General features: G+C 67.3%; 22 protein-coding genes. 16 read left to right on the forward strand and 6 right to left on the reverse strand.

The window, feature by feature from the left end; translation table 11 throughout:
* Positions 1-23 precede the first annotated feature (23 nt).
* Both LQ953_RS06125 and msrA read left to right on the forward strand, forming a co-directional pair.
* Positions 24-1,223 carry a pyridoxal phosphate-dependent aminotransferase gene (locus LQ953_RS06125; RefSeq protein WP_231029840.1) on the forward strand — a complete coding sequence of 400 codons (1,200 nt, stop codon included), beginning with the start codon at positions 24-26 and terminating at the stop codon, positions 1,221-1,223.
* A 27-nt stretch (positions 1,224-1,250) separates the two neighbouring features.
* Positions 1,251-1,904, forward strand: a complete 654-nt coding sequence (gene msrA, locus LQ953_RS06130) for a peptide-methionine (S)-S-oxide reductase MsrA (RefSeq protein WP_231029841.1) — start codon at positions 1,251-1,253, stop codon at positions 1,902-1,904.
* A gap of 136 nt (positions 1,905-2,040) precedes the next feature.
* On the opposite strand, the gene LQ953_RS06135 is transcribed toward msrA, so the two are convergent.
* Together LQ953_RS06135 and mgtE are read right to left on the reverse strand one after the other, a co-directional pair.
* A complete protein-coding gene (locus LQ953_RS06135; RefSeq protein ID WP_231029842.1) occupies positions 2,041-2,442 on the reverse strand; it encodes a DUF1489 family protein in 402 nt (133 codons plus the stop codon).
* Positions 2,443-2,473: 31 nt separating this feature from the next.
* Positions 2,474-3,883: a magnesium transporter gene (gene mgtE / locus LQ953_RS06140; RefSeq protein WP_231029843.1), complete on the reverse strand. Its 1,410-nt coding sequence runs from the start codon at positions 3,881-3,883 to the stop codon at positions 2,474-2,476.
* Between the two features lie 132 nt (positions 3,884-4,015).
* On the opposite strand from mgtE, the gene LQ953_RS06145 reads away from it, so the two are divergent.
* Positions 4,016-4,471, forward strand: coding sequence for a peptidylprolyl isomerase (locus LQ953_RS06145; protein WP_231029844.1), 456 nt, complete (start codon positions 4,016-4,018; stop codon positions 4,469-4,471).
* Positions 4,472-4,642: 171 nt separating this feature from the next.
* Here the strand turns inward: LQ953_RS06145 and LQ953_RS06150 are convergent, their stop codons facing one another.
* A complete protein-coding gene (locus LQ953_RS06150; protein WP_231029845.1) occupies positions 4,643-5,527 on the reverse strand; it encodes a LysR substrate-binding domain-containing protein in 885 nt (294 codons plus the stop codon).
* A gap of 297 nt (positions 5,528-5,824) precedes the next feature.
* Here LQ953_RS06150 and LQ953_RS06155 point away from each other — a divergent pair, with 297 nt between their 5' ends.
* Positions 5,825-8,116 (forward strand): CDC48 family AAA ATPase, encoded by a 2,292-nt coding sequence (locus LQ953_RS06155; protein WP_231029846.1) that lies wholly within the window; start codon positions 5,825-5,827, stop codon positions 8,114-8,116.
* 141 nt (positions 8,117-8,257) lie between these two features.
* Here LQ953_RS06155 and LQ953_RS06160 read toward each other — a convergent pair whose 3' ends face one another.
* Positions 8,258-8,587: an antibiotic biosynthesis monooxygenase family protein gene (locus LQ953_RS06160; protein ID WP_231029847.1), complete on the reverse strand. Its 330-nt coding sequence runs from the start codon at positions 8,585-8,587 to the stop codon at positions 8,258-8,260.
* Between the two features lie 53 nt (positions 8,588-8,640).
* On the opposite strand from LQ953_RS06160, the gene LQ953_RS06165 reads away from it, so the two are divergent.
* On the forward strand, positions 8,641-9,390 hold the full coding sequence (locus LQ953_RS06165) for a sulfite exporter TauE/SafE family protein (protein ID WP_231029848.1): 750 nt from the start codon (positions 8,641-8,643) through the stop codon (positions 9,388-9,390).
* Here the strand turns inward: LQ953_RS06165 and LQ953_RS06170 are convergent.
* Positions 9,387-10,322 (reverse strand): ribose-phosphate pyrophosphokinase, encoded by a 936-nt coding sequence (locus LQ953_RS06170; protein WP_231029849.1) that lies wholly within the window; start codon positions 10,320-10,322, stop codon positions 9,387-9,389. The genes LQ953_RS06165 and LQ953_RS06170 overlap by 4 nt on opposite strands.
* 108 nt (positions 10,323-10,430) lie before the next feature.
* Here LQ953_RS06170 and gltX point away from each other — a divergent pair, with 108 nt between their 5' ends.
* From gltX to bla, 11 genes are all read left to right on the forward strand, one after another.
* A complete protein-coding gene (gltX, locus tag LQ953_RS06175; protein WP_231029850.1) occupies positions 10,431-11,756 on the forward strand; it encodes a glutamate--tRNA ligase in 1,326 nt (441 codons plus the stop codon).
* A gap of 244 nt (positions 11,757-12,000) precedes the next feature.
* Positions 12,001-12,678: an energy transducer TonB gene (locus LQ953_RS06180; RefSeq protein WP_231029945.1), complete on the forward strand. Its 678-nt coding sequence runs from the start codon at positions 12,001-12,003 to the stop codon at positions 12,676-12,678.
* 122 nt (positions 12,679-12,800) lie between these two features.
* Positions 12,801-13,148, forward strand: coding sequence for a hypothetical protein (locus LQ953_RS06185; RefSeq protein ID WP_231029851.1), 348 nt, complete (start codon positions 12,801-12,803; stop codon positions 13,146-13,148).
* 14 nt (positions 13,149-13,162) lie between these two features.
* On the forward strand, positions 13,163-14,089 hold the full coding sequence (gene ribD, locus LQ953_RS06190; RefSeq protein WP_231029946.1) for a bifunctional diaminohydroxyphosphoribosylaminopyrimidine deaminase/5-amino-6-(5-phosphoribosylamino)uracil reductase RibD: 927 nt from the start codon (positions 13,163-13,165) through the stop codon (positions 14,087-14,089).
* A gap of 1 nt (position 14,090) precedes the next feature.
* Positions 14,091-14,699, forward strand: a complete 609-nt coding sequence (locus LQ953_RS06195) for a riboflavin synthase (protein WP_231029852.1) — start codon at positions 14,091-14,093, stop codon at positions 14,697-14,699.
* A complete protein-coding gene (gene ribB / locus LQ953_RS06200; protein ID WP_231029853.1) occupies positions 14,686-15,822 on the forward strand; it encodes a 3,4-dihydroxy-2-butanone-4-phosphate synthase in 1,137 nt (378 codons plus the stop codon). Before LQ953_RS06195 ends, ribB begins: the two co-directional genes overlap by 14 nt.
* Positions 15,822-16,241, forward strand: coding sequence for a 6,7-dimethyl-8-ribityllumazine synthase (locus tag LQ953_RS06205; protein ID WP_231029854.1), 420 nt, complete (start codon positions 15,822-15,824; stop codon positions 16,239-16,241). The genes ribB and LQ953_RS06205 overlap by 1 nt, the downstream gene beginning before the upstream one ends.
* Positions 16,242-16,245: 4 nt before the next feature.
* Positions 16,246-16,698: a hypothetical protein gene (locus tag LQ953_RS06210; RefSeq protein WP_231029855.1), complete on the forward strand. Its 453-nt coding sequence runs from the start codon at positions 16,246-16,248 to the stop codon at positions 16,696-16,698.
* Positions 16,699-16,781: 83 nt separating this feature from the next.
* Positions 16,782-17,705: a DMT family transporter gene (locus LQ953_RS06215; RefSeq protein WP_231029856.1), complete on the forward strand. Its 924-nt coding sequence runs from the start codon at positions 16,782-16,784 to the stop codon at positions 17,703-17,705.
* Entirely contained in the window at positions 17,705-18,367 is a 663-nt protein-coding gene (locus LQ953_RS06220; protein ID WP_231029857.1) for a COQ9 family protein, read from the forward strand. Before LQ953_RS06215 ends, LQ953_RS06220 begins: the two co-directional genes overlap by 1 nt.
* The gene (bla, locus tag LQ953_RS06225) at positions 18,368-19,252 is read left to right on the forward strand and encodes a class A beta-lactamase (RefSeq protein ID WP_231029858.1); all 885 of its coding nucleotides are present in this window, start codon (positions 18,368-18,370) and stop codon (positions 19,250-19,252) included.
* Between the two features lie 9 nt (positions 19,253-19,261).
* Here bla and LQ953_RS06230 read toward each other — a convergent pair whose 3' ends face one another.
* Positions 19,262-19,660 (reverse strand): Dabb family protein, encoded by a 399-nt coding sequence (locus LQ953_RS06230; protein WP_231029859.1) that lies wholly within the window; start codon positions 19,658-19,660, stop codon positions 19,262-19,264.
* Positions 19,661-19,724: the final 64 nt, after the last annotated feature.

A 19,724-nucleotide genomic window follows, 5' to 3' on the forward strand; every position in this document is an offset into this window, starting at 1 on the left:
TCCTCCCGGAAAGGCCGCCGTTCATGCAGACCTCCGCCGCGCTCGGGCGCATCCAGCCCTCCGCCACGCTCGCGATGACGAGCCGCGTGTTCGAGCTGAAGCGGCAGGGTATCGACGTGATCGGCCTGGGCGCTGGCGAGCCTGACTTCGACACGCCCGACTTCGTCAAGGAAGCCGCGATCGAGGCGATCCGCGCGGGCAAAACCAAATACACCAATGTCGATGGCACGCCCGAGCTCAAGCAGGCGATCGTCGCCAAGTTCGCGCGCGACAATGGCCTCACCTATGCCGAGAACCAGATCAGCGTGAACTCGGGCGGCAAGCACACGCTGTTCAACGCCTTCTGCGCGACGATCGATGCGGGTGACGAAGTGATCATCCCGGCCCCCTATTGGGTGAGCTATCCCGACGTGGTCGAATTCGCGGGCGGCAAGCCGATCTTCATCGCGGCGGGCGCGGACCAGAACTACAAGATCAAGCCCGAGCAGCTCGATCGCGCGATCACTGCCAAGACCAAATGGGTGGTGCTCAACTCGCCGTCCAACCCGACCGGTGCCGCCTATAGCGCCGCGGAGCTCAAGGCGCTGGGTGAGGTGCTGCTGCGCCACCCGCACGTGCTGATCTACGCCGACGATATGTACGAGCATATCCTCTATGACGGCTTCGAATTCGCGACGATCGCCCAGGTCGTTCCCCAGCTCTATGATCGCACCCTGACCGCGAACGGCGTGTCCAAGGCCTATGCGATGACCGGCTGGCGGATCGGCTATGCCGGCGGCCCGGCCTGGCTGATCAAGGCTATCGGCAAGCTCCAGTCGCAGTCGACCTCGAACCCGTGCAGCATCAGCCAGGCCGCCTCGGTCGCGGCGCTGAACGGCGACCAGAGCTTCCTGACCGAGCGCAACGCCGCCTTCCAGAAGCGGCGGGACCTGGTGGTCGGCATGCTCAACCAGATCGAGGGCATGACCTGCCCGACGCCCGAGGGCGCCTTCTACGTCTATCCCGAGTTCTCCGGCCTGATCGGCAAGGCCACGCCCAAGGGGCAGACGATCACCACCGACGAGGAAATGATCGGCTATCTGCTCGACGAAGCCAAGGTCGCGGCGGTGCACGGCGCCGCCTTCGGCCTCTCACCGGCGATGCGGATCAGCTACGCCACGTCGGAGCAGGCGCTGACCGAGGCGTGCACGCGCATTCAGGACGCCTGCGCCGCCTTGCGCTGAACCGTTCGCCGCACGATCTAGGCGTTCATGCTCAAATGGACGCTTCCAGCCGCGGCAGTCGTGGCAGCCTTGTTCCTCGCGCCGGCCTCGGTCGGCGCCGAGCGGGCGGTGCCGATCCCTGCCGCACAGCAGGATGTGCCGCCGGCAAAGGGGCCACAGGTCGCCGTGCTCGCCGGCGGCTGCTTCTGGGGCATGGAGGCGGTTTTCCAGTCGATGAAGGGCGTCCAATCGGTGACAAACGGCTATGCCGGGGGCACCAGGGCGACCGCCAATTACTCGCAGGTGTCGACTGAGCGCACCCGCCATGCCGAAGCGGTGCGCATCGTCTATGATCCGCGCAAGGTGAGCTACGCGACGCTGCTGCGCGTCTTCTTCTCGGTCGCGCACGATCCGACGTCGCTTAACCGCCAGGGCCCCGATCAGGGGCCCAGCTATCGTTCGGCGATCTTCCCGCAGAACGCACAGCAGCAGCGCGTGGCCGCGGCGTACATCGCCCAACTCGGTCGCGCCAAAGCCTATCCGCGCCCGATCGTCACCAAGCTGGAGACCGGCACCTTCTATCCTGCAGAGGCCGAGCACCAGGACTTCTTCTGGCGCAACCCCAATCACCCCTACATCGCCCGCTGGGACAAGCCGAAGGTCACTGCCTTCCGCAACGCCTACGCCCAGCTGGCAAACTGAATAATCCTCCCCCGGAGGGGGAGGGGGACCATGCGAAGCATGGTGGAGGGGTAGTCACCACAAGCGGCGTCGCGGGTGGGGAGTACCCCTCCGTCGCGCTACGCGCGCCACCTCCCCCTCCGGGGGAGGATTGAAGTCACAGCAAACCCAACCCCGCCAACTCGCCCACCAAGTGCGGCGGCAGTTCGTCCATACCCCCGCCGGCCTCGCCCAAATCGACCGGGGCATCGGCCCCTTCCAGATACCGCCAGCCCTGATGCGCCCGCTTGGGTCGCGCGTGGACCAGCACCAGCCGGGGCTCGAGATGGATCGCCACGCGCCCGCCCTCGGCCTCGCCAAAGCCCAGGATCGGCGACCGCCCGATCAGCTGGTGCTTGATGATCCAGAACAGCGATCCGCCTGCAATCTCTTCATGCCGCTTGGGCAGATAGCGCGTGCTCAGATAGCTTGGCCCATGCGCCGCGCGCATCGCCAGGCGTTCCTGCAAAAACTCGATACTGTCGCAGCCAAAGGCGACCTTGGTCAGATGAAGCGGCACGCGGCTTAGCTGGGCGTTCGCCCCACGCCGTTCAAGCGAGCAGCGCCGGTCCCACGAGCGTCGCGAGCCCCAGTACCGCCAGGAAGCCCATGGAATCGGTGATCATCGTCACGAACACCGATGACGACACCGCGGGGTCCGCCCCGAACCGCTCCAGCGTCAGTGGCACCGCCACGCCTGCCATGCCGGCGATCACGATGTTGACCAGCATCGCGACCGCGATCACGCCGCCCAACGCGGCATGGCCGAACCACAAGGCCACGCCCATGCCCACCAGAGACGCCACCGAAATCCCGTTGAGCAACGCCACCTGCACCTCACGCCGGATGGCGCGCAGCGTGTTGGACTGAGTCAGCTGGTTGGTCGCCAGCGCGCGCACGGTCACCGCCATGGTCTGCGTGCCGGCATTGCCGCCGACCCCCGACACGATCGGCCCCAGCGCGGCCAGTGCTACCAGCTTCTCGATCGTGCCGCCAAACATGCTGATGATCGTCGCCGCCGACAGCGCCGTCACCAGATTGGTGATCAGCCAGCGCACGCGCCCCTTGTAGCTGTCGAACACCGGCTCGTTGATGTCGCCTTCGCCGGCTCCCGACAGGCGGAGAATGTCCTCGCCGGCTTCCTCGGAAATGATGTGGACCACGTCGTCCACCGTGATCATCCCCACCAGCCGTCCGGTGCCGTCGACCACCGCGGCGGAGATCAGCGCGTATTTCTGGAAACGCAGCGCGACTTCCTCCTGGTCCATGTCGACCGGGATCAGCGTCTGCTCGCGCGCCATGACGTCGCTGACCGACACCGATCGCGGCGAGCGCAGGATCCAGGACAGCGCACAGGTGCCGACCGGCTTGTGCGCTGGGTCGACCACGAAGATTTCCCAGAAATCGGTCGCGAGCTCCTCGTGCCCGCGCAGGTAATCAAGGACGCCGCCAACGGTCCAATGCTCAGGCACCGCGATCAGCTCGCGCTGCATCAGGCGCCCGGCAGATTCCTCAGGGAACGACAGCGCTTCCTCGATCGCGGCGCGATCGTCCGGGTCCAGCGCGCGCAACACTTCGCGCTGGTCCTCCGGCTCCATGTCCTCGATGATCGCGACGGCGTCGTCGGTATCGAGTTCGGAGGCAATGTCGGCGACCTGCGTGGCGGTCAGCGCGTCGACCAGGGTCTCGCGGACCCAGTCGTTCATCTCGGCGAGCACGTCGCCGTCGATCAGGTCGCCGATCGCCGCCACCAGCGCGGGGCGCTGCTCGGCGGGGGTCAGCTCGACCAGATCGGCGATGTCGGCCGGATGGAGCGGCGCTACCTTCAACCGTGCGGATTCCGCGTCGCCCGCCTCGACCGCCTCAAGCACTGCGTCGACGAATTCGGGCTTCAGCCGGTCGTCCTCGTCCAGCTCGCTTTCGGCTGGCGGCGTGGCGTCCAGAAGTTCGGTCTCGCTCATGGTGGACCTCCTTCGTCGCGCCCGGTCGCGCTGCTCCTAACGCGCCGCCTTCCTCCTGCCAATGCACCCTGGCCATTGCCGTTTGGGGGCACGCCCCTTAAGTCCGGGCGCATTGTTTCTCAGGAGTTCCCCATGGCCGATCCTACCACGCTGGTGATGACGCTCGAAACCGGCGACGTCCGTATCAAGCTGCGCCCTGACCTCGCCCCGCAGCACGTCGCCCGCATCGTCAAGCTTGCCGATGAAGGCTTTTACGACGGCGTCGTGTTCCACCGCGTGATCGACGGCTTCATGGCGCAGGGCGGCGATCCCACCGGCACCGGCATGAGCGGTTCCAAGGAGCCGAACCTTCCGGCTGAATTCTCGGCCGAGCGCCACGCCCGCGGCGTCTGCTCGATGGCACGTACCAACGATCCCAACAGCGCGAACTCGCAGTTCTTCATCTGCCTGGCCGATGCGAGCTTCCTCGATCGCCAGTACACGGTCTGGGGCGAAGTGGTCGAAGGCATGGACCATGTCGACGCCCTCCCCAAGGGCGAGCCGCCCCGCAACCCGGGCAAGATCGTAAAGGCCCGCTCGGAAGCGTAAGCCGGAAATCCTCCCGTCATCCCGGCCTTGAGCCGGGATCCCGCTTCTTCTTCTGGCGGATCAAGGCAGCGGGACCCCGGCTCAAGGCCGAGGTGACGAAGAAGAATATTCGCCCTAAACCTGGGGCAACTAAAGGCGGGGCTCGATGCCTCGCCTTTTGCTTTTCGGCAGCTATTCCGCCTCGAACGCTTCGACCAGCCAGTCGTGGAACACCTTCACCGGCCGCTGTGTCAACGCGCGGGGGCGGCATACGAACCAATAGCTGTACTGGCTCTCCACCGTCAGGTCGAACAGCCGCACCAGCCGGTCGTCGCGCGCCGCCTCGAAATGCGATTCGAGCATGAACGCGACACCCAGCCCCTGCGCGGCGGCTTCCAGCATCAAATTGCCCGCATCGAAATGGTCGATCGCCAGCGGCTCCAGGTCGGGAACACCCGCCGCCGCCTTCCACGCGGTGAAGCTCTCGGGCATGTCGCGGTGCACCAGCGCGGTCAGCCGTGACAGCTGCTCGGGCCGCGTCACCGGATCGGGCCCCTCCAGCAGCGAACGATGCCCGATCACATGGACGTTGTTGCGGTCCAGCCGCCGCGAATAGAGCCCAGGATCGATGTCGCGCGCGATCACGATCGCCGCGTCCAGACTGTCGCCAAGGCGTGCGATGGCATGACCCGCGGTGTCGACGTCCAGGTGCAGCTCGGGGTGACGCCGCCGCAACTCGGGCATCTTGGGCATCAGCTGTTGCGTCGCGTACAGGGGGAATACGCTCAGGCGCAGTCGCAGCAGCTCGCTGCCGCTCATCATCGCCTCCACCGCGTCGGTCATCCCGTCCAGCGCCGGCGCGATCATCCCCAGCAGCCGCTCGCCCTCGGCATTGAGCCGCAGCGCCTGGTGGCGCCGTTCGAACAGCGGCTTGCCGATGAAGCGCTCCAGCGACTGCACGCGCCGGCTGAGCGCAGGGGAGGACAGCGCCAGTTCCTCGGCCGCGGCCTTGATGGAGCCGAGGCGGGCGACCTGCACAAACGCTTCGATGGCGGTAAGGGGAGGAAGCCTGCGCATAGGGTTCTCATTGTGCACTGCGTCACAAACGAATCTGACTGAAATCACCCTTCCAGCCAGCGTCTGCTCTCGCACTGGTATCGTTTGGCACCTTTGCGATTGCAAGTCCTGCACGTCGCTTCAGTATCTTTCGCACTTGCACAAAAATGCGTCGCACCGCACATAGAGCAGGCCTTTCAGGCATCCTCTCCTAAACCTTTCCAAGGCGGGCCCCCGGGTCCGCCATTTTTTTTGCCCCTCTCGCGGCACTCCGGTGCCGTTCCTATGTTCCGCCCTTCATGCTTCTGGAAGGATCCCATGGCGGACGATGAAACAAGAGGGCGCAAGCTCCAGGTAGCCAACGCGCGGCCCGAGGATAGCGGCCGCGGCCTGGCGCATATCCCCCGTTCGCTGATGGCGGCACTCGGCATTACCGAAGGCGACGTGATCGAGATCATGGGCAAGCGCTCGACGCCGGCACGCGCCGTGCTGCCCTATACCGAGGATGAAGGGCTCGAGCTGCTCCGCATCGACGGCCTTCAGCGCGCAAATGCCGGCGTCGGCTCCGGTGATTTCGTCGAAGTGCAAAAAGCCGAGTCGAAGCCCGCGACTCGCGTGGTGTTCGCTCCAGCTCAGGCCAATCTGCGCCTCCAGGGGTCGAGCAACGCGCTCAAGCGCACCTTTTTCGCCCGCCCGCTTACCGCCGGTGACACTATCGCCACGGTCGGCCACCAGCGCGCCGATGTGCCGCCCAACGTCGCGCAATATCTGCGCGCGCCGGCCTATGCGCTTCAGGAAATCCGCCTCGCGGTTATCTCCACCGTGCCGCGCGGCGTCGTCCATATCGACGAGAATACCGAGGTCGAGCTGCGCTCCGAATATGAGGAGCCCAAGGAGAGCCGTCGCGCCGACGTCACCTATGACGATATCGGCGGCATGGCCGGCACGATCGATCAGCTGCGCGAGATGGTCGAGCTGCCGCTGCGTTATCCCGAGCTGTTCCAGCGCCTGGGCGTCGATCCGCCCAAGGGCGTGCTGCTCCATGGGCCGCCCGGAACCGGCAAGACGCGTTTGGCGCGCGCGGTCGCCAACGAAAGCGACGCCACCTTCCACCTGATCAACGGTCCGGAGATCATGGGCTCAGCCTATGGCGAGTCCGAGTCGCGCCTGCGTCAGGTGTTCGAGGAAGCGGCCAAGTCCGCACCCTCTATCGTCTTCATCGACGAGATCGACTCGATCGCGCCCAAGCGCGGTCAGGTCTCGGGCGAAGCGGAAAAGCGCCTGGTCGCGCAGCTGCTGACGCTGATGGACGGGCTGGAGGCCCGTGCCAACATCGTCGTCATCGCCGCCACCAACCGCCCCGAAGCGATCGATGAAGCGCTGCGCCGTCCGGGCCGCTTCGACCGTGAGATCGTGGTCGGCGTTCCCGACGATCGCGGCCGGCGCGAGATTCTGGGCATCCACACCCGCGGCATGCCGCTGGCGCAGGGCGTCGACCTGAACGAACTCGCCCGCACGACCTTCGGCTTTGTCGGCGCCGATCTGGCGGCGCTCTGCCGTGAGGCGGCGATCGAGGCGGTGCGCCGCATCATGCCCAAGCTCAACCTCGCCGACGGGACAATCCCGTCCGAGGTGCTCGATACGCTCGAAGTCACCCGCGACGACTTTGTCGAGGCACTGAAGCGCGTGCAGCCATCGGCGATGCGCGAAGTCATGGTGCAGGCGCCGCAGGTCCGCTGGGACGATGTCGGCGGCCTGGACGACGCGCAGATGCGGCTCAAGGAAGGCGTCGAGCTGCCCTTGAAGGACCCCGACGCGTTCCGCCGCCTGGGCATCCGTCCGGCCAAGGGCTTCCTGCTCTATGGCCCGCCTGGCACCGGCAAGACCCTGCTCGCCAAGGCCGTCGCGCGCGAGGCGGAGGCGAACTTTATCGCCACCAAATCGAGCGACCTCCTGTCCAAATGGTATGGCGAGAGCGAGCAGCAGATTGCCCGGCTGTTCGCGCGTGCCCGCCAGGTGGCGCCCTGCGTCATCTTCATCGACGAGCTCGACAGCCTTGTCCCCGCCCGTGGTGGCGGCTTGGGTGAGCCGCAGGCGACCGAGCGGGTGGTGAACACCATCCTGGCCGAGATGGACGGGCTGGAGGAGCTGCAATCGGTGGTGGTGATCGGTGCGACCAATCGCCCCAACCTTATCGATCCCGCACTGCTGCGTCCCGGGCGCTTCGACGAGCTCATCTATGTCGGCGTCCCCGACAAGGCGGGCCGCGAGCGCATCCTGCGCATCCAGACCGAGAAGATGCCGCTCGCCAGCGACGTCGATCTCGGCGAGGTCGCGGGCCGCACCGAGCGCTATACCGGCGCCGATCTGGAAGACGTGGTCCGCCGCGCCGGCCTGATCGCGCTGCGCCAGTCGCTCACTTCGCGCGAAGTGACGATGGCCCATTTCGACGAAGCCTTGGGCGACAGCCGCGCCACGGTGACGCCCGAAATGGAGGAAGAATACCGCGCCATGCAGGGCCGCCTCAAGCAACAGGCCAGCGCAATCCAGCCCTTGGGCTTCATCGCTCCTGGCATGCTGGAGGGGCGGGGCCCGAAAGGCAGCGGCTGACGGGGCTGTCCTCCTTCGCGGGGGGAGGATAGTGGCCGCCCAAAGTACCCTCGTCACCCCGGCCACGAGCCGGGGTCCCGCTACTTCTGACCACCAGAAGAAGAAGCGGGATCCCGGCTCAAGGCCGGGATGACGGGAAGTTTACCGCGCCGGTCTGCTCCACCCATAACTCCGCCCAATTTCGGCGACGTGCAGCCGGTACCAGCGATACCACCGCCCACGCCCGGCCTCGCGGATCGCCGCATGCTCGGGATGCTTGCGCCACGCCACCGCGCTCGCCTCGTCCGCCCAATAGCTGACGGTGATCCCCACGCCATCGGCCCCGCGCACCGAATCAATGCCGCGATAGCCCCGCTGCGCAGCCGCCAGCGCATCCATCGCCGCGGCCGCTGCTGCATAACCGGCATCGTCGTCCGCCGTTCGCTCGGCGATGAAAATCACGGCGGTCTGGCCGGTCCGGTCCTGTTCCATGCCCCCAGCGTAAGAAGTTTTGCCTCGTCCCGCAAAGCCGCTAGCGCACCGCCATGATCACCGACTGGCATTTCTACGCGCTCGCCATCCCCGCCGTGATCCTGCTCGGCCTCGCCAAGGGCGGGTTTGCCGGCATGGGCGCCTTGTCGCTGCCGCTGCTCACCTTCGCGGTCGATCCGGTGCGTGCCGCCGCGATCACCCTGCCGCTGCTGATCGCGCAGGATGTGGTCGGCGTGTGGGCGTTCCGGCGTACCGTGGACTGGCGGCTGCTCGGCTGGATGGTGCCGGGCGCTGTGGTCGGCATCGTGCTCGGCTATGCCTTTGCCGCGAGCGTCTCACCCCGGGCGGTCATGGCCGCGGTCGGCGCCATCTCCATGGTATTCGGCGCCTATCGCCTCTGGGCAGCGAGCCATGCCACGCCCCGTGCGGCAAGCCGCTGGCCTGAATGGGTGGGCTCGCTGTTCGGCATCGCCTCAGGCTTCACCAGCCAGATCGCCCATGCCGGGCAGCCGCCGTTTCAGCTATGGGTGCTGCCCCGCAACTTGTCGCGCGAGCTGCTCGTCGGCACCACCGCGCTGTTCTTCGCGCTGATCAACTGGATCAAGGTACCGGCCTACCTCGCGCTCGGCCAGTTCACCCCAGCCAACCTGCGCACCTCCGCCGCGCTGCTCCCGCTCGCGCTGGCTTCCACGGTGGCGGGCGTGTGGCTCGTCCGCCGCGTACCGGCGGAGCGATTCTTCACGGCCATCTACGTGCTGATGATCGCCGTCGGCGCCGCGCTTCTTTGGGAAGCGCTGGCCTAGTCGAACAGGCTGGAGACCGACGCCTCGTCCGCGATCCGCCGCACTGCCTCGGCCAACAGGGGCGCGATGGTGAGGTGGCGGATCTTCTGGCTCTCGGCGATCACGGCATGATTGCCGATCGAATCGGTGATCACCAGCTCGGTCAGCGCCGAACCATCGACGCGCGCGACCGCACCGCCCGACAGCACGCCATGGGTGCAATAGGCCACGACACCCTCGGCGCCGGCCGCCTTCAGCGCCGCCGCCGCATTGCACAGCGTGCCTGCCGAATCGACGATATCGTCGATCAGGATGCAGAAGCGCCCTTCGACATGGCCGATGATGTTCATCACCTCGGATTCGCCCGGCCGCTCACGGCGCTTGTCGACGATCGCCAGCGGCGCGTTGTCCAGCCGCTTGGCCAGCGCCCGCGCGCGCACCACGCCGCCGACGTCGGGCGACACCACCATCCACTGCTTCCCCGGGAACCGAGTCTGGATGTCGGCCGACATCACCGGCGCGCCGAACAGATTGTCGGTCGGAATGTCGAAAAAGCCCTGGATCTGCCCGGCATGCAAATCGACCGAGAGGACGCGGTCGGCACCTGCCTTGGTGATCAGATTGGCAACCAGCTTGGCCGAGATCGGCGTGCGCGGACCCGGCTTCCGGTCCTGGCGGGCATAGCCGAAATAGGGGAGCACGGCGGTGATCCGCTTGGCCGACGCGCGCTTGAGCGCGTCGATCATGATCAGCAGCTCCATCAGATTGTCGTTGGCCGGATAGCTGGTCGACTGGAGCACGAACACGTCCTCGCCGCGCACATTCTCCAGAATCTCGACGAAGATCTCTTCGTCGGCGAAGCGGCGCACATTCGCCTTGGTCAGCGGGATCTCCAGATAGTCGGCGATCGCCTTGGCGAGCGGCATGTTCGAATTGCCGGCCATCAATTTCATGTGCGCGAGGTCCCGTCGGCTATGATGTTTGCGCACTCCTTAGGCCGATGTCCGCCAGAGGCAATGCCCCATTGCCGCTAAACGGCGCTGGGCTTAGGCGTGCGCGCCATGACGGTGACCACCCGCTTCGCTCCCAGCCCGACCGGCACGCTGCATGTCGGCAACCTGCGCACCGCGCTCCACAATTGGCTGTTCGCCAGGCGCCATGGCGGCACGTTCCTGCTGCGCATCGACGACACCGACAAGGAGCGCTCGCAGGAGGCTTATGTCGAGGCGATCCGCGCCGATCTCGCCTGGATGGGGCTCCACCCCGATGCCGAGGAGCGCCAGTCCGCCCGCTTCGATCGGTACGAGTCGCGCTTCGCCGAGTTGGCCGCTACGGGCCGCGTCTATCCGGCCTATGAGACCGCGCAGGAACTCGATCTCAAGCGCAAGGTGCTGCTCGGCCGCGGCCTGCCGCCGGTCTATGACCGCGCCGCGCTTGCCCTCACCGACGAAGACCGTGCCAAGCTGGAAGCGGAGGGCCGCGCCCCCCATTGGCGCTTCCGCCTCGATCATGATGCGGCAATCGAATGGGACGATCTCGTCCGCGGACCGCAGCGCTTCGATCCCAAGACGATGAGCGATCCCGTGATCCGCCGCGCCGATGGCTCCTGGCTCTATCTGCTGCCTTCGGTGATCGACGACATCGACATGGGCATCACCCATGTCGTGCGCGGCGAGGACCATGTCTCGAACACCGCGACTCAGCTCCAGATGTTCTCGGCGCTCGGCAGCGTGCCCCCGGCCTTCGCCCATGAAGCGCTGCTCACCGGCAGCGAGGGCAAGCTGTCCAAGCGCCTCGGCTCGCTTGGCATCGCCCATTTCCGCGACATCGGCATCGAGCCCCAGGCGATCGCCTCGCTGCTCGGTCGCCTCGGCACCAGCGACCCGGTCGAGCCCTTCGCCGATCTTGCCCCGCTGATCGCCGGCTTCGACTTCGCCCGCTTCGGCCGCGCACCCGCGCGCTTCGACGAAGCCGAACTTGCCCAGCTGAACGCCCGCATCGTCCACCAGCTGCCCTTCGCGGCGGTGGCCGACCGCCTGCCCCAGGGCATGGACGAAGCGGCGTGGGACGCCATTCGCCCCAATCTAGAAACCGTCGCCCAGGCCGTCGACTGGTGGCAGGTTGTTGAGGGTCCGATCGACGCCCCCACGCGATCGGACGAAGACCGCGCCTTCCTCACTCGCGCCGCCGCGATCGCCGAGTCGCTCGACTGGAGCGCAGACCCGTGGCGCGCGCTCACCGGCGCCTTGAAGGAAGAAACCGGCCGCAAGGGGAAGGCGCTGTTCCTCCCGCTGCGACTCGCCCTCACCGGGCGAGAACACGGCCCCGACATGGCCGCGCTGCTGCCCCTCATCGGCAAGCGTCGGGCGCTAGAGCGGCTCCGCTAAAGATCCTCCCCTGGAAGGGGAAGTGGCAGCCCGCAGGGCTGGCGGAGGGGTGTATCCGCTTCAGCGGAGGACTTCGTCGAGACGGAGACACCCCTCCGACGTGCTACGCACGCGACCCCCCCTCCCAGGGGAGGATTGGGATGGGCTCCTGCCCGCGAAGCAATTGCAACTTGCCCCGCCAATGAAACGTTGTACCATCACCTAAGCCGGCGCGAGTCCGGCCTCAGGAGAAGGAGTGCAACGCATGCAAGCCGACCGCTACACGCCTCCCAAATCCCGCACCGTCAGCTTCGGTGCGGCGTTTCTCATCAACGGCGCGATCATCGCGGGTTTGATGTTCTCGGCGCCCCATATCGGCCTGATCGAGCCGGAGAAGGTCCTCGAAACCGAGAACATCCCGCTGCCGCCGGTGCCCCCGCCCGAGCCGCCCAAGCCCCAGCCCAAGCTTGAGGATCCCGTCGTCTCCCAGGCGCCTTTGCCTTACATTCCACCGCCGATCGCCCCGCAGCCCACCCAGCCCGTTATTGAGGGCAGCGCGGAGCTGCCGCGGGACCTGCCGCCGCCATTGCCGGTGCCGAACCCCGGCCCCACCACGATCCTGCCGGCCGAAACCCCCAGGCCCGTCCTCCTGCCGCTGATCGGCGCCACCCAGGACCCGCGCTACGCCGGCGATTTCCAGCCCGAATATCCCTCGGGCGAACTGCGCGCCCAGCGCGACGGCGTGGTCGTGGTCCGCATACGGATCGGCACCGACGGCCGCGTAAAGGAAGTGCACCAGGTCAGCGCCACCAGCCCTGCCTTTTTCGAGGCGACCCGCCGCCAGGCGCTCAGCAAATGGCGCTTCAAGCCCGCCACCCGCGGCGACGTGCCCCAGGAAAGCTGGAAACAGATCACCGCGCGCTTCCAGATCGAGAATCTGTAGCATCGCCTGGTTCGTCACTCCGGCCCGTGCCGGGGTGACGAGAGGGAGAAACGCATCGTTCTTGCAGCGCCAGCGCACGAGGGTTTGCGGCTGAGCCCCAGCACCCTTATCTTGGCCCCTGCATGACCTTTCTCCGCTTCTTCTCGCCGCTCCGCGCGATCCGCGACCTGCGCCGCTATCTCGCGGGCCGTCCGGCGTACGAGATCTGGTTCCTGATGCTCGCCATGGTGCTCACCCTGGTGGTGATCTGGGCGTTCGTGAAGGACTCCAACATCGCGGTGCCCTACAAGCGCAACATCATCTACGTGGAATCCTGGCCGCTCGACCGCAGCGACGAACAAATTCGGGCCCAGCAGAAGATCGACCAGGCAAAGAAGCACGCCCAGCAGGCCGAGCTCGAAAAGAAGCGCAAGAAGCGTCAGGAAGAATTCAAGCGGCTGGACGATCGCCTGGAAAAATGGGGCATCTGAGCGACGGCCGCTGGATGGCGGCCGCGCTGACACTGTCGCAGCGTACCCGCGGGCAAACCGCGCCCAATCCCAATGTCGGCTGCGTCCTCGTACGTGACGGCGTGGTGGTCGGCCGGGGGTGGACGCAGCCCGGCGGCCGCCCGCATGGCGAGGCGATGGCGCTGGAGCAGGCCGGGGAGCGCGCCCGGGGCGCCACCTGCTACACCACGCTCGAACCCTGCGCCCACCGCTCGTATCGGGGGCCGACCTGTTCCAACCTGCTGATCGACGCCGGTGTCGCGCGCGTGGTGATCGCCCTGCGCGATCCCGATCCGCGCACCGATGGGGCAGGGGCCGACCGCCTCCGCGCCGCCGGCATCGAAGTCACCACCGGCGTGCTGGAACCCGAAGCCCGCTACGCCATGGCCGGCTTCCTCACGCGCCAGGCGAAGGGCCGCCCCCACGTCACGCTCAAGCTCGCCACCTCGCTCGACGGCCGCATCGCCCTTCCTTCGGGCGAGAGCCGCTGGATCACCGGCTCCCAGGCCCGCGCCCACGCGCACCTGGAGCGCGCCCGCCACGAAGCGATCCTGGTCGGCCGAGGCACCTGGGAAATCGACCAGCCCAAGCTCGATGTGCGCCTCCTCGGCCTCGAAGACCGCGCACCGCGCCAATTGATCCTGTCCTCAAGCGGCGATCTGCGCAGCCCCGAAGACATCGCCGCGCTCGATGGCGTCGACCATCTCCTGGTCGAAGGCGGCGCGCAAACCGCCGCCGCCTTCCTCCGCGCCAACCTCGTCGACCGCCTCCTCCTCTACCGCGCGCCCATCCTCCTGGGCGCCGGCAAGCCCGCGCTTGGCGACATCGGCCTGCCAGATCTCGCTTCGGCACATGGCCGCTGGTCCCTTCTCGATGCACGGCAGCTTGGCAGCGACCGTCTCGAAGTCTACGCGAGCAGCTGAAATGTTCACTGGAATCGTCACCGACATCGGTACCATCACCCAGGCGCACCAACAGGGCGACCTGCGCGTCCGCGTCTCCACCGCCTATGACACCGACGGCATCGACCTCGGCGCTTCGGTCTCCTGCTCGGGCGTCTGCCTGACGGTGGTCGACAAGGCACCGGGCGAGATCGCCTTTGACGTGTCGAACGAGACCATCTCGCGCACCGCCACGGATCAGTGGACTGAAGGACGTCGCCTCAACCTCGAACGTGCGCTCAAGCTCGGCGACGAACTCGGCGGCCACATCGTCACCGGCCATGTCGACGGCATCGGCACGGTGGTCGACGTCCGCGAGGAAGGCGGCTCGCACCGCGTGACCATCGCCGCTGACAAGGACCTTGCGCCCTATGTCGCGGCCAAGGGCTCGATTACCGTCGATGGCGTGTCGCTGACCGTCAACGACGTCGCCGACACGCCCGACGGCGTGCACTTCATGCTCAACATCATCCCCCACACCGCCGAAGTCACCACCTTCGCCGACCTCAAGACCGGTCAGGCCGTCAATCTCGAGATCGACGTGCTCGCCCGCTATCTCCAGCGCATGGAGGCACTCCGTGCCAAAGCCTGAACTCGCCACCTTGAAGCACGGCTTCCTCTCCAGCCCCGAAGAGCTGATCGACGAGGCGCGCAACGGCCGCATGTTCATCCTGGTCGATGACGAGGACCGCGAGAATGAAGGCGATCTCGTCATCCCCGCCCAGATGGCGACGCCGGACGCGATCAACTTCATGGCAAAGTTCGGCCGGGGCCTGATCTGCCTGGCGATGACCAAGAGCCGCGTCGACCAGCTCGGCCTCGAACTGATGAGCCGCGCCAACGGCACACGGCATGAGACCGCGTTCACGGTCTCGATCGAGGCACGCGAGGGCGTCACCACCGGCATTTCCGCGGCTGACCGCGCGCGCACCATCTCGGTCGCGATCGACGCGACCAAGGACAAGGCCGACATCGTAACCCCCGGCCATGTCTTCCCGCTCGTCGCGCGCGACGGCGGCGTGCTGGTCCGCGCTGGCCATACCGAGGCGGCGGTCGATGTCGCGCGCCTCGCCGGCCTCAACCCCGCCGGCGTAATCTGTGAGATCATGAAGGACGACGGGACGATGGCGCGTCTCGACGACCTCGTCTCCTTCGCGCAGTTCCACAACTTGAAGATCGGCACGATCCGCGACCTGATCGCCTATCGCCGCCGCCACGACCATTTGGTCGAGAAGCGCTCGGAGGCGAAGTTCAGCAGCGACTGGGGCGGCGAATGGACCGCCATGACCTTCTGGAACAAGGCGACCAGCTCCGAACAGGTCGCGCTGGTCAAGGGCCGCATCGATCCGGCCAAGCCGACTTTGGTGCGCATGCACGCCCTGTCGCCCTTCTCCGACATCTTCGGCGAAGGCGGTGCGCGCGGCGGGCTGCTGCGCCGCTCGATGGAGATCATCGGTCGCGAAGGGGCAGGGGTGGTGGTCGTCATCAACCGCCCGCGCCCGGACCAGTTCTCGGTCGCGCTCGATGCCAAGGCCGGCACGCTCCCGCCCAAGGACATGGAGGAGCTGCGCGATTACGGCGTCGGCGCCACCATCCTCACTGAACTGGGCGTCCAGGACATGGTCCTGCTCACCAACACCCACCACACCCTTGTCGGGCTCGACGGCTATGGCCTGTCGATCGTCGGCGAGCGTGCAATCGATATGGAATCCTGATGGCCCGCGTCCTGATCGTCGAAGCCCGCTTCTACGCCGAGTTGAACGACCTGCTCCTCGACGGCGCCCGCACCGCGCTGCAGGAGGCCGGCCACGACTATGAAGTGATCACCGTCCCCGGCGCGCTGGAAGTGCCCGGTGCCATCTCGCTCGCGGCCGACACCGGCCAGTACGACGCCTATGTCGCGCTCGGCGTGGTGATCCGCGGCGAGACCTATCATTTCGAGATCGTCTCCAACGAAAGCGCGCGCGGCATCATGGCCCTCGCCCTCGACGGCATGGCGATCGGCAACGGGATCCTGACGGTCGAGAACGACGAACAGGCGCTGGTCCGCGCCGATCCCGCGCAGAAGGACAAGGGCGGCGAGGCTGCCAAGGCCGCGCTGGCAATGCTCGCGCTCAAGCAGAAGTTCGCCTGATCCCATGACCACCCAGCCGCCCCCCTCCCGCTACAAGGTGGTGGAGCGCGGGCGGCGGCTGGAAGTCATCGACACCCGCACCGGCAAGCCGGCGAGCTCGCACCACGCCCCCCCGCCGCCGCTGTCGGGCGGCGAGAGCCTCTTCCCCAGGATGCGCCGCCTGCGGCAGAGCCCCCCGGCCAGCGGAACCGCCGGCCTGGACGCCGACACCTTCGTCACCAAGGCGTTCTATGACGCCAAGGCGCCCCGCACGATCCGCATCAACTTCGTCACCCGCAAGCGCCTGGACAGCGTCCGCTTCGGCGGCGCCATCGCCATCGCGCTGCTCGTCGCCTTGGGCTTCCTGTTCTGGCCGCTCGCGATCGGCGTGCTCGGCTTCCTGCTCAGCGACAAGGTCCGCGCCCAGCTGCGCGACGCCAGCACCCGCTTCGTCGATACACTGGACCAAGTACGGTAACGGCACTCCCCTCCCTGAAAAGGAGGGGCGCGCAGCCCCAATACCCCCACGACGCCCATCAATTACCACGCTACAGCGCCCCCATGGACTCGCAGCCCATTGCCCGAAACCATGCCGCGACCGCGGTGCTCGCCGTCGTGGTGGCGAATGTCGCGCTCGCTTTCGGGCCGCTGTTCGTGCGCTATGCCGATGTCGGTCCGGTGGCCGCGGGCTTCTGGCGCCTGGCGCTTGCCACGCCCGTGCTGCTGGTCGTCGCCTTTGCGGCGGGCGGCCGCCCGATCTCGGCGACCAAGGGATTGTGGGGCGTGCTCGCCATCGCCGGGGTCGCCTTTGCCGCCGATCTCGCCAGCTGGCATATCGGCATCGTCCGCACGACGCTCGCCAACTCCACCCTGTTCGGCAATTCGGCGACGCTGATCTTCCCGATCTACGGCTTCCTCGCCGCGCGCATGTGGCCCTCGCGGATGCAGGCGGTCGCGCTGCTGCTCGCGGCAGTGGGCGGCGGCCTGCTGCTTGGCCGTTCGGCCAGCCTGTCCTCGACCCATCTGGTCGGCGACCTGTTCTGCCTGCTCGCCGGCATACTCTACGCGGTGTACTTCATCTTCATGGCCCGCGCCCGCGAGCGTCTGGCCCCCGTGCCCGCGCTCGCATTGTCCTCGCTCGCGACCATCCCGCCGCTGCTCATCCTCTCGCTGACGCTGGGCGAACAGGTCATGCCCGGCAATTGGTGGCCGCTGCTCGCACTCGCGGTCGTCAGCCAGCTGATCGGCCAGGGCTGCATGATCTATGCGCTCGGCCATTTGAGCCCCCTGGTGGTCGGCATCGCCCTCCTGATCCAGCCCGCCGTGGCCGCCGCGCTCGGCTGGGTGATCTTTGACGAACAGCTCGCTGCCGCCGACGCGTTCGGCGCGATCCTCGTGGCCGTCGCGCTGGTCCTCGTCCGCCAGAGCGGCACCAAGCAGCCCCAGCAGCTTGCGCCTGCCGCCCAGGAGCCTAAATCAGCCTGATGGCTCAGGATCTCGCAGACGCAACCCTGGACGAGCTGCGTGAAGCACTCGCCCCCGCGCTCGCCGCCAATGCCGCGTTCGACGGCTGGTCGCCGGCCGCGCTCGACGCCACGGCCGATGGCATGGGAGTCGACCGCGACGTCGCCCGGCTCGCCTTTGCCGGTGGCGCAGTGGCGATGATCGACGCCTGGTTCGCCAGCATCGACCGCGAGATGGCCCGCCGCCTGCCGCCCGAAACGCTAGCCGCGATGAAGATCCGTCAGCGCATCACCGCGCTCGTCGAAACCCGCCTGGACATCGCCGCCCCCAATCGCGAAGCGCTGCGCCGCGCCATCGCGATCCTCGCCATGCCCCAGAACGCCGCGCGCGCGGCAAAGCTCGGCTGGCGCTCGGCCGACGTCATGTGGCGCCTCGCCGGCGACACCGCCGCCGATTATAACCACTACACCAAGCGCGCGATGCTCGGCGGCATCTACGCCGCGACGATCGCCGTCTTCCTCCAGGACGACAGCGACGGCCACGCCGAAACCCGCGCCTTCCTCGCCCGCCGCATCGAAAACATCATGCAGTTCGAGCGTACCAAGGCGCAGCTGTTCGGCCGCACCACTCATCGCCCCAGCCTCTCGCGCTTCATCGGCCGCCTCCGCTACCCTGCGGTCTGAATGACCGGCATGCCGCTCACCCGCCGCGGCTTTGCTGCGGTCACGCTGGGCGGAGCCGCCGCCGCAACCCTTGCCCCATCGGCTGCCGCCACCGCAGCCGACCAGATCGCTGCGCTGGAGGCGCGCGCTGGCGGCCGCCTGGGTGTGCTCGCAATCGATACCGGCAGCGGCGCCCGCATCGCCCACCGCACGACCGAACGCTTCGCGATGTGCAGCACGCACAAGGTCCTGGTCGGCGCCGCGATCCTTTCCGCGGTCGAAGCCGGTACGCTGCGGCTCGACGACCCTATCCCCTATGGCGCGAACGATCTGCTCGAATACGCGCCCGTCACGCGCCGGAACCTGCCCGCCGGCGCGATGACCGTCGAGACGCTGTGCGAAGCCGCCATTCGCTGGAGCGACAACACCGCCGACAATCTGCTGCTGAAACGGATCGGCGGCCCCGCCGGCTGGACGCGCTATGCCCGCAGCATCGGCGACACCGTGTCGCGCCTCGACCGCTACGAGCCCGAGCTCAACAGCGCGGTTCCCGGCGACCCCCGCGACACCTCCACCCCCGAAGCGATGAGCCGCGCGCTCGCCGCCATGCTGTTCGGCGATGCGCTCAGCGACGCGTCACGAACCCGGCTCAAGGGCTGGATGTTCGACAGCGAGATCACCGCCAAGCTGTTCCGCGCCGGCCTGCCCCGCGACTGGCACACCGCCGACAAGTCGGGGTCGGGCGACAATGGCAGCCGCAACAATGCCGGCATCCTCTACCCGCCGCGCGCCGCGCCGATCCTGCTGTCGGTCTTCTACACCGGCGCGCCCACGCCAATGGCGCAGCGCGACTCGGTGATCGCCCGCTGCGCCACCATCGTCGCCGACACCTTCAAGCGGGCCTAGCCTCCGGCCTCAGACGTCGACGCTGTCATACACCACCACGCGCTCCCACAGCCCGCTGCACGTCTCGACGAACTTCAGGTGGATGGGATGCTCCTGGTAGCGCCGCTGGTCCTCTACCGTGTCGAAGACCATCAGCTCGGACACGGCATAGCTGCTGTCCACTACCGATCGCTGCTCGGTCGGGGCGGGAACGCCGATGCGCATCTCGCGAATCTGGGGAATGGCGCGCAGCGTCTTCAATCCGGCGATCAGCGCGTCCCGGTCTGCCTGCGATCCCGGGTTCTTCAGCCAGAAAAAGACATGGTGGACGATTCGCTTGTCACGCGAAGCCGCCGCCAACGTCGTGCCGGCAGGCGCCAGGCCCAGCATCATCAGCAGTCCGATCCAGCCTCTACGATTCACGACCATTGCATTCTCTCTCCCAAAACGCTGCCACGGGCACTGCCTTGCGCGGTACTCGATAAGCAAGATC

The sequence above is a fragment of the Sphingomonas sp. IC-56 genome, assembly GCF_021043375.1.
GTDB lineage: Bacteria > Pseudomonadota > Alphaproteobacteria > Sphingomonadales > Sphingomonadaceae > Sphingomonas.